This is a genomic window from Marinobacter sp., from assembly GCF_040904845.1.
GTDB lineage: Bacteria > Pseudomonadota > Gammaproteobacteria > Pseudomonadales > Oleiphilaceae > Marinobacter.
This window is the reverse complement of the sequence record NZ_JBBDSR010000053.1, coordinates 118494-127750: the sequence shown is the minus strand read 5'-3', so window position 1 is coordinate 127750 and position 9257 is coordinate 118494. Positions and strand designations below refer to the sequence as shown.

At 54.5% G+C, this 9257-nt stretch carries 8 protein-coding genes; all 8 read right to left on the bottom strand.

Annotated elements, in window-relative coordinates:
• Positions 1–52: 52 nt before the first annotated feature.
• Positions 53–820 (bottom strand): hypothetical protein, encoded by a 768-nt coding sequence (locus WD429_RS06815; protein WP_368421424.1) that lies wholly within the window; start codon positions 818–820, stop codon positions 53–55.
• Between the two features lie 20 nt (positions 821–840).
• Positions 841–1710, bottom strand: coding sequence for an XrtA system polysaccharide deacetylase (locus WD429_RS06810; RefSeq protein ID WP_368421423.1), 870 nt, complete (start codon positions 1708–1710; stop codon positions 841–843).
• Positions 1711–1750: 40 nt separating this feature from the next.
• On the bottom strand, positions 1751–2977 hold the full coding sequence (locus WD429_RS06805; protein ID WP_368421422.1) for an outer membrane beta-barrel protein: 1227 nt from the start codon (positions 2975–2977) through the stop codon (positions 1751–1753).
• A 52-nt stretch (positions 2978–3029) separates the two neighbouring features.
• Positions 3030–3929: a polysaccharide biosynthesis protein gene (locus WD429_RS06800; RefSeq protein ID WP_368421421.1), complete on the bottom strand. Its 900-nt coding sequence runs from the start codon at positions 3927–3929 to the stop codon at positions 3030–3032.
• Complete coding sequence (locus WD429_RS06795) at positions 3926–5455, bottom strand: XrtA system polysaccharide chain length determinant (RefSeq protein ID WP_368421420.1); 1530 nt, start codon at positions 5453–5455, stop codon at positions 3926–3928. The genes WD429_RS06800 and WD429_RS06795 overlap by 4 nt, the downstream gene beginning before the upstream one ends.
• Before the next feature lie 50 nt (positions 5456–5505).
• Positions 5506–6147, bottom strand: coding sequence for an XrtA/PEP-CTERM system exopolysaccharide export protein (locus WD429_RS06790; RefSeq protein WP_368421419.1), 642 nt, complete (start codon positions 6145–6147; stop codon positions 5506–5508).
• 60 nt (positions 6148–6207) lie between these two features.
• On the bottom strand, positions 6208–7620 hold the full coding sequence (locus WD429_RS06785) for a TIGR03013 family XrtA/PEP-CTERM system glycosyltransferase (protein ID WP_368421418.1): 1413 nt from the start codon (positions 7618–7620) through the stop codon (positions 6208–6210).
• A gap of 132 nt (positions 7621–7752) precedes the next feature.
• Complete coding sequence (locus WD429_RS06780; protein ID WP_368421417.1) at positions 7753–9237, bottom strand: bifunctional 2-methylcitrate dehydratase/aconitate hydratase; 1485 nt, start codon at positions 9235–9237, stop codon at positions 7753–7755.
• Positions 9238–9257 lie beyond the last annotated feature (20 nt).

Sequence of the window (9257 nt, the reverse complement as noted above, 5' to 3'; positions counted from 1 at the left end):
CCCGATAAAACGCGTCCAGCAACTCTTCACCGCCGACTTTATACTCGGTCAGCTATCGTTCCCCGCGCCGGATATGAGCCCGATTTTTTGGTTGAAAGCTACGCCAGAGATCCCCCGTGTTGTCCGGCAACGGTAGCCAGAACGTCACTTTATCGGTTCTTTTCGGTAAGCCAAGCCCGTGATCCTGTGAAAAGCGCAGCTCCAGGTGCCTGGCTCCGAGATCTTCACGCCACTGGGATCCAGCTTCCAACAGGTTCCCAGCTACATCGGCGTTATCCGCCAGCAGCCCGCCATAATTGAAATACGGCACCGACACCAGAAAGTTACCGAACAGGCGGCTGCACAGCTGCACGATGGGCAGAACGCCGACAATGTTACGGCTCTCGTCGAACGCGCACAGGTAACGCGTTTTGTGCCCGAATGTCTGGCGCACGAAATCGGTCACTTGCGGGCGGTGCCAAACCGATCCAGCCGCATGGTTGCCAACGTAAGCGTCTGCCAAAGCGACGAACGCCGACGTGCAGACACGGACTTCCACCGGCCCTTCAATCAGCCGATGACCAATGGAAGACGGCATGGCGATGTGTGGGGGTACCCATTTTTCGGCAACGGCAGCGTTGTTCAGCTGTTGCTTCAACGCTTTCTGAAGTTGTTTGATCTCGCTCGTTATTGCCTGTAGCTCGCTGATCCGACCATCCGCGTTCGCGCCCTGTTGACGGGCGTCTTCCACCTGCCGGCTCAGCCGTCCCTTCAATGCCTTCAGTTCCTCGAGCCGTTCCTTGGAGGTGCCCAGGCTGGTAACCGGTACATCCATTCCCATTTTTAGTCCCTTAACCGGCTTTAGACCGCCACTGCATCAGGCGACAGCGTTACATTCCCGAGAACATCGGAGACCGAGCCAAAGCTGAAATCACCGAGCAATCGCTCAAGCCGCCCCATGCATTTTTCCAGATTGTTGTAATGGCGGAATCGGGAGAACGCCTTGACCTTGAGCCGCGGCTGACCGGTATCGATTTCCCAGGGGTGCAGATAAAAAATGAACGGCTGCCCTTGCCGGTTAATTTTCCCCAGGCCCCAACGGCTTAGACCATAGGGAAATAATCGGAAATACCCGCCTCCGGCGATGGGCAGGCGATACTGGCCAACAGGACAGGTCGACAAGGGAAATTCAGTCAGGATGCCACCGCCAGGTGCTTTTAACAGATAAGGTTCGTGAGGGGTTCCTGGCATGCCGTAGCGATCATGGTGTACCGGGAAAATGGACGAATCCCAGGTGAATCCTTCGTCGCATAATACATCGAGCGCCCAGCGCGATTCGGAGGTAATCGAATAGCTTGCAGCTCGGTACCCGGTCACCGGCTCACCGGTAATGTCCTCAAGAATGGTTTTGGACTTATGCGTCTCTTCCCGGAACACATCCGGCGTCTGGGTATAAATCAGCTGGTGACTGTACCCGTGACTGGCAATTTCGTGGCCCGCCGCCTGTATTTGACGCACCAATGCCGGTGAACGTTCCGCAACCCAGCCAAGGGTGAAAAACGTCGCTCTGGTATTGTGCTTGTCAAACAGGTCCAGAAGCCTTTCCGTGTTCGCTTCGACCCGGTACTCCATGGATGACCAGTCAGCACGATCCACGGCTTCGGAGAGCGCGGCGACCTGAAAGTAATCTTCCACGTCGATTGTTAATGCATTCTGTATTCTGGATTGCATGGCACAATTCCCTGCCTGGCGAATACTGAGGATTGTCGGCCTAACGGAACTGATAGTTCAGGCCAAACAAAACCCAGTTTTCGTCGAATTCCCGTGGCACCACTTCGCTGTTGCGCTGGTCATGCCCGATCCGACCCTCAAAGGTCATACTTCGGTTCAATTCAAATTCTAGACCCGCGTCAACACTGAAGAGCGTGTCTGTTGTGCCCTCATCTTCGTATACGAGGTAATCGTATCCGGTTCTGAAAACCGCGGTCATCTGTGGGGTTACCGGGCGATGATAATTAAGAGTCCCCCCCACACGCTCTTCCTCACGATCAATATCGAGGTAGTCAGAACGGTTGGCAAACACGTTGATCCCGAGCGAGGAGCCGGCAGAGAATTCCTTTGCCAGCCCGGCACGAACCGCAGACACTTCCACGGCGCTGGTTTGCTCCAGATTGAAAACGAACTCGCCGAAACGGACGTCGAAATCCGAGGTTTGATCAGTCAGTTCACGGCTTGCCTCAAGAAACAGACTGGTGGTCGGGTTAATGTCACGCTCAACTTCAAGACTGCCGACGACAGCGTCGGTTTCGTTATCACCACTGTTGAAAAACGTCTCAATCTGGCTGTAACCCAGGCTGCCTCTGATGCGGGTCGCGGACCACCTCTTATCAAATGTGGCGCTCGCAGTAGCCCGATCTATTTCTTCTTCGGTATCAAGCTCCACACGGTCCACAGACGCCGTTAACCCCCCGGAAAACGAGGTGCTGAAAAAATGGTTCCACTCGACAGTGCCGATGTAGCGCTCGGAATCTTCTTGCTCGGGCTCGCTAAACTCCGTGTTTTCGTATTCGGCCGCTACAGAAAGTTGATCAACCGCACCAAGGCGGTACGTCCAGATAGGCCCGGTACGGAAAATGTTCTTGCGGGTTTTGTTGGTGGGGTTATCGTTGGAACGGCTATCCTGCAATACGTCGCGCAGATAATCCGACACCTGCCAGACCAGCCCTCCACCGATTGTACAGTCGCCCAAAAAGTCGAGTGAGGCATAGGTTTCGGGATCGTAGGTTTCGTCCCACCAATAAGCATAAGCAATCCGGCTACCGAGCTCCGAATTGCAGCGGCCCGGGTCAGACGTATGGTTAATCCCAAGGCTCAGTTGCGATTCGAGGTCACTTTGCTCATCGGTTGCGGCCTGACCGGCGTTGTCTGTAAACCTCGAATCGAAACCGGCTGACAGCCGAACGGGCTCGGCTGTCAGGTTCATCGAGATCAACAGCATTCCGGTTGCCAAACAACCGCTCAGCGGACGGATCGTCCGTGATGCTTTTTCTTTAACCATTTATCACCGCTCCCACAAACTTTTCAGTATTAAAAGCCATGGCTGCCGTATCCGCGAGCCCGGCGGTTACACGGCCGTGAGGGACCACCAGCAGCGAGTAATCACAAAGTTCAGAAAGAATTCTGGCATCCGGGGATTCCGTGATGGGTGCCGTGTCCAGAATAATGAACCGATCCGGATACCGACGCCGCACGGCTTGCAGAAATTGCTTCATGCGGAACGACGTAAAAAACTCTGAGGGTGTTTCACGCCTGCTTCCGGCCGGGATCAGCCGCAGCCGTGGAATGCCCGTCGGGTAAAGAATTCGCGCAATGTCATAATCGGGCTCTTCGATAAAATCCGTCAGGCCTGCTTCTGGCAAGATGTCCAGTGTGACATGAAGCGATGGGTCCCGTAGATTGCAGTCGATGATGACGGCTGTCTTGGACTGGTCAAACGCAAACGAGGCGGCAAGATTCAGCGCGACAAACGAGGTACCTGCACCGGTCGCGGCACCGCTGATCACTATGGTGAAATTATTGCCACCCGATTTTTCAAGGAGTTTGGTTCGCAGATCCCGGAACCGGTTTACCATTCGCCGATTGGATGATTCCGGGTAGATGATGCGCCGCTCATCCATATCGTCCGGCGTGAGCCGCCGAGGCTCCTGCATCCGCGCGATCTGTTTACTGATCACATAACGGTCAACAGCCCCAGGGCCCAACTCCAGAGAACTCGGAACGAGCATTCGTGAATCGTCCCACTCCGAGTACGGAACCCCGTCCGCATTCAGTTCATTTTTTTTGCGCAGCCAGTAGCTTTCCTCAGAATCGTGCCCTGAGTCATCGCGCGTGCTTAGTGGGTCCGGTACTTCATCATCCGTCGCCTTGATATTGCTCTCTTGTTTGGTCATCCGATAACCCCCATCAAAGCGGCAGTCACTAACAACAGGTAAACGATCACCGCCAGAATTGCGCATACACCCACCACGAACGTGACCTTCTTGGCACGTCGCTGTTCGAAGGGCGTTTTTATTGAAGGCAACGCCACAAGCACTGGAAAATCCAGTTCATCTTCCAGTTGTTCCCGAACACGAATCCGGGGATCAATTTGCAACAGCCCCGCAACCAGGCCAAACGGAGCGAGAATACCGAGGAACAAACCCGCTGCAGCAAAGGTGCCGAATTTCGGGCCGGACGCGCTCAATGGGTACTGCGCGTTCTCGTTAATCCGGTAATTGAGCCCCTGTCCTTCGATATCCAGGCTCATCGAGACCCTGGCCCGTTCACGACGTTTGAGCAGGTCGTCATATATCTGCTTGTTCACTTCCATGTCACGCGTCAGTTCAGAGTATTGCGCCTTGTTTTCCTGAATTCGCTCCATGCGCGTGCTTTGCTCGGCAAGCAGCCTGTTGAATGAATTGATACGGGTCTCCACCGTTTCCATGTTTGCCCGTGTGCGAGACAATTCAGCCTGGATCTCCTGATATACCGGGTTGGAAATGTTATCGCTGGACAGCGGCTGAGGTTCGTTGTCCTGGTTGGCCAGTGCCCGTTCGCGCTGGCGGCGCAATTCCTGGATCTGTTGCCTCAGGCTCACAATGTCCGGATAGGTATCGTGATAACGCAAGCGGAGGTTATCCAGTTGCTCCTCAAGAGATGAGATACGTGTCTGATAGGCATCCACTGTTCGCCCTTGAGCAATGGTGGGGTTGACCCGAGACAGTTCCGTTTCCAGGGACCTGGCCCTGGTTTGAAGCTCTGACCGTTCAAGCTCGGCCAATTCAAGGCTTTTTCGCAGGTCCGCTCTGCGGCTATTCGCTTCATTCTCGGTGCCATCAACGTTCACTGACAAAAACTCTTTCAACCGCACTTCCACTTCGGCCAGTTGATTTTCGTAGCTTTTGACCTGGTTGTTGATAAATTCATAGGCGTTTCGGCTTTCAGATTTCTTTTGCTCATTGCTTTCTGAGATAAAGAGTTGCCCCATTTTTTGTGCAACCTGAAACGCCCTTCGGGGAGATTCAGAACGGAAGCCAATGGCAAAGTAGTTCTCACCTCGGGTCGTTACCATCATATTCGTGCGTAGATAACCAATTCTTGCTCCCAGGCGTTCGGTGCTGATATTTGGTGCGTTCGGACCAAACACGTTGGGGTCCCGCGCAAGCTTCTCCATTACACTTCGGCTCCAGAGCAGTTCTTTGGCCGAAGAAGCGCGCTTGTTCACTTCCGTAGCTACCGCGCTACCTTCCATCAATGGACGGATGATGTTGCGGTCGTCAATAAAAATCACGGTTTCTGACTGGTATTTATACGGCCAGAAAAAGCCTGCCGCGAGCACGCCAAAACTGACGACGACGAACAGCATAAGCGCAAGCCATTTGCGCGCGCGTACTTCCCGGAGTATCTCGGACGGCATGTCAGACAAGGGCAGTGCCATAGCGCTCTCCCATGTTATTAATTAGCCAGTTGAAGCATCTTGATCACGGCTCAGAAGCTCCGCTCAGGGACACTGAGGATGTCACCGGGACGAATGGAGTAATTCGTTCGCACATCCCCGTCATTCAGGATGTCTTCAAGACGGATAGGAATAGCGATCACCTCACCATCGACCTTGCGGTAAAGCATCGCTTTGTTCAGGGATGCAAAGGGGGTTGCCCCCCCTGCATTCAGAACCACATCAAGAACCGTCATGCCAGCGCGATGAGGAACCGAAACCGGTTGCTGGACCGCTCCGGTAACACGCACCCTGTCATTGAATTCATGGCTGCCCATGGAGGTAACCACAACGCTTACTTCCGGTTGGCGTATGTATTCTCCCAGGCGCTCTTCGATCTCATTTGCAAGATCGGTCGGAGTGCGGTCGCTGGCCTGCACGTCACCAACGAGGGGAACCGATATTTTGCCGTCGGGGCGCACCGGAACGCTGACGCTCAGGTCCTCATTTCGCCATACCGACACTTTGACCACATCCGTTGCGCCAAGAACGTACTGGTCAACACTGGTCGACGTATTAACACTTAACGCCCGCCTGATTTTCTCATTAGACGACGGGCCGCCGGAACAGCCAACAATGAGCGTTACCGCGGCAAGCAACAGGGGGAGCCCGGGGAGGGAGTACTTCCGTGACATGGTGAATCCTCTCTACATATCCTTGCTTCATTCCATGTTTCGGGAAAAGCTACCCCGAAACTACCTTGATCCTTTTTTAAACAATACCACTTCTACTGTCTGAATTATAATCAACAAATCCAGTAACAAACTTTGATTCTTGATGTAATAAAGGTCGTAACGAAGCTTTTCCCGCGTGTCTTCTTCGTTATCCGCGTAGGCGAAACAGAGTTGGGCCCATCCGGTCAAACCCGGTTTTACCCTATGTCGTTCACTGTAAAAGGGAATTTTTTCATTCAGTTGCTCGACGAATACAGGGCGTTCGGGCCTGGGGCCGACAAACGCCATGGTGCCGCTCAGTACATTAAAAATCTGGGGCAGTTCGTCAATCCGGACCTTACGTATAAACTCACCGACTTTTGTCACCCGCGTGTCGTTCTGGCATGCCCAGACCGCGCCGTTTTTTTCCGCGTCGGTCATCATTGACCGAAATTTGTGAACACGGAACACCCGGCCATTCAGGCCGACCCGTTCCTGACTGTAAAAAACCGGTGCTTTAAAGCCATCTTCGATTTTGATGGCGATGGCCGTGAGCACCATCAACGGCAGGCCAACCAGCAACAGTACCACCGCAGCCAGGATATCCAGCAGGCGTTTACTGCATCCCCCCACCGACGACACCGTGAAACCGTCGGAGAACACCAGCCAGCCCCGGGTCACCATTTCCAGCGCGACTTTACGAGACTCGCGTTCGTAGAAGCTGGCCCCATCAACAATGCGCACGCCTTCCATTTTGCATTCCAGAAGGTCTTCCATTGGCAGCCCTTTGCGCCGGTCATCCACCGCCACAACAATCTCCCGTACCGGGTGCGTGGTGATGTAACGGTAGAGGCTGGATGGACGGAGCAGAAGGGATTCGTCACGGATCAGGACCGGCTCGTCAGGGAGCGGGACAAATCCGGTAATAATGAAGCCTTTGCGATTGAACGGCGTTTCAAGGTCTTCGAGTAGCTGCCGCGCCTGCACACCCGCGCCCAACACGAGGACTTTGCGCCTGAAGGCGTCCTTGCCTGCCAGTGCAAAAAACACCCAACGACAGATGCCCAGCAGAAGAAGCCCAAGTACAGAAGCGGACGTCAGTATGTCAGTGAAGCCAAGATACCAGAGCCACTCATTGCCCAGAATAAAAACAAAACCCGACGCGGGAACGCCGAAAATCAGTGAGAAAATGGTCCTCAGCATCATGCCCGACATGCCCTCTTCCAGCCGCGACTGGTGCACGCCAAGGGCAATCATAACCAACAGATTGACAATGCCGAAGGTAAGGGCGGAAGGAAGCAGAAACTCCAGGTTATCGAGAAAAAAGGAGACTTCGCCGAAATGCCGGAAAAAAACGGCAATACAGAAACTGAAGGCCAGTACCACCAAGTCAATCAGGCCCAGTATGACGTAAGGAACGTGAATGTAGTGCCTGAACAATCTGACGTGGGCCACGCCAACTCCTTGTGTTGCTCACTGTTGATAGTACAAATTACAACTAGCAAACAACCTGCCAAGTATATTTTATCTACTTAACAGTGACTTAATTATCTATTATTCCAAACCTGTAAAATTCTTCGACAAATCTCAGATAACGAACAACTCGACAAACTCATGAACCGGCATGGCTTCGAGCGTGGCCTGATCGCTGCATACAGCGTCAATCTCATTGCACCGCTGCGGCGGGAAACGGGTGCCCAGATTTCGCCGGAACTTAGCCTCCAGCTGCGGAATGCCCTCTTCACGGCGGCGACGATGCCCGAGCGGGTACTCGACCGCCACTTTGTCCGTGCTGCTGCCGTCCTGGAAAAACACCTGGATCGCATTGGCAATGGAGCGCTTGTCCGGCTCCAGGTATTCCCGGGTGTAGCGTTCGTCTTCGATCACTTCCATTTTCTCACGCAGCTGATCGATTAAGGGGTGGGAGGCGTGGAAACCGTCTTCGTATTGATCTGCGGTCAGTTCACCGAAGATCAGCGGGACGGCGGTCATGTACTGCAGGCAGTGATCGCGGTCGGCTGCGTTTGCGAGTTTGCCCTGTTTTGAAATAATTCGGATGGCCGACTGGTGCGTGGTGATCACCACGCGGTCGATTTCATCCAGGCGATCCCGGACCTGCGGATGCAATGTGACTGCCGCTTCCGCCGCCGTTTGCGCATGAAACTCAGCAGGGAACGAAATTTTGAACAGAACGTTTTCCATGACATAACTGCCAAACTCACGGGGCAATGAGAAGCGCTGCTGCTCTTTCGGTTTCAGCTTCTGGTCTTTGTTGGTTTTGTTGAAGGACACATCGTAGAACCCCCATTGCGGTGCGGTGAGCACGCCGGGGATGCCCATTTCCCCGCGCATGGCGATATCCGCAAGGCGAACCGCGCGCGAGGTGGCATCGCCAGCCGCCCAGGACTTTCGCGAACCGGCATTGGGGGCATGGCGATAGGTGCGCAGGGCCTGACCATCCGCCCAGGCATGGGAGAGCGCCGAAAGCACCTGCTCGCGGCCTGCCCCCATCAGCTTCGCGGTTACCGCGGTCGAGGCCACTTTGACGAGCACCACATGGTCGAGCCCTACCCGATTGAAGGAGTTTTCCAGAGCCAGTACGCCCTGAATCTCGTGCGCCATGACCATCGCTTCCAGAACGGCGCGCATGGTCAGGGGTGCCTGTCCGTTTGCCACGCGTTTTTGGGAAAGGTGGTCGGCCACCGCCAGGATACCGCCAAGATTATCCGATGGGTGACCCCACTCCGCGGCGAGCCAGGTGTCGTTATAATCCAGCCAGCGCACGATGCAGCCAATATCCCAGGCCGCTTTCACCGGATCGAGCCGGAATGACGTACCCGGTACCCGGGCACCGCAGGGCACAACCGTATCGGCCACCAACGGCCCGAGGTGCTTGGTGCATTCCGGAAACCGCAGCGCCAGTAGCCCGCAGCCAAGCGTATCGATCAGGCAATGACGAGCGGTATGCCAGGCTGCCTGGTTCTCTATCTGCCCATGTAGAACATAGTCTGCGATCTTTTGCAGAACTTCGTCATAATCCGGACGAACGTTCTGGTCTGCGTTGGTGCTCATTGGCGTTCTCCTAATCCTTC

Bases quoted from the DNA above. Each gene is read 5' to 3' on its own strand.
- WD429_RS06815 (WP_368421424.1), bottom strand. From the start codon at position 820: ATGGGAATGGATGTACCGGTTACCAGCCTGGGCACCTCCAAGGAACGG.
- WD429_RS06810 (WP_368421423.1), bottom strand. From the start codon at position 1,710: ATGCAATCCAGAATACAGAATGCATTAACAATCGACGTGGAAGATTAC.
- WD429_RS06805 (WP_368421422.1), bottom strand. From the start codon at position 2,977: ATGCTGTTGATCTCGATGAACCTGACAGCCGAGCCCGTTCGGCTGTCA.
- WD429_RS06800 (WP_368421421.1), bottom strand. From the start codon at position 3,929: ATGACCAAACAAGAGAGCAATATCAAGGCGACGGATGATGAAGTACCG.
- WD429_RS06795 (WP_368421420.1), bottom strand. From the start codon at position 5,455: ATGGCACTGCCCTTGTCTGACATGCCGTCCGAGATACTCCGGGAAGTA.
- WD429_RS06790 (WP_368421419.1), bottom strand. From the start codon at position 6,147: ATGTCACGGAAGTACTCCCTCCCCGGGCTCCCCCTGTTGCTTGCCGCG.
- WD429_RS06780 (WP_368421417.1), bottom strand. From the start codon at position 9,237: ATGAGCACCAACGCAGACCAGAACGTTCGTCCGGATTATGACGAAGTT.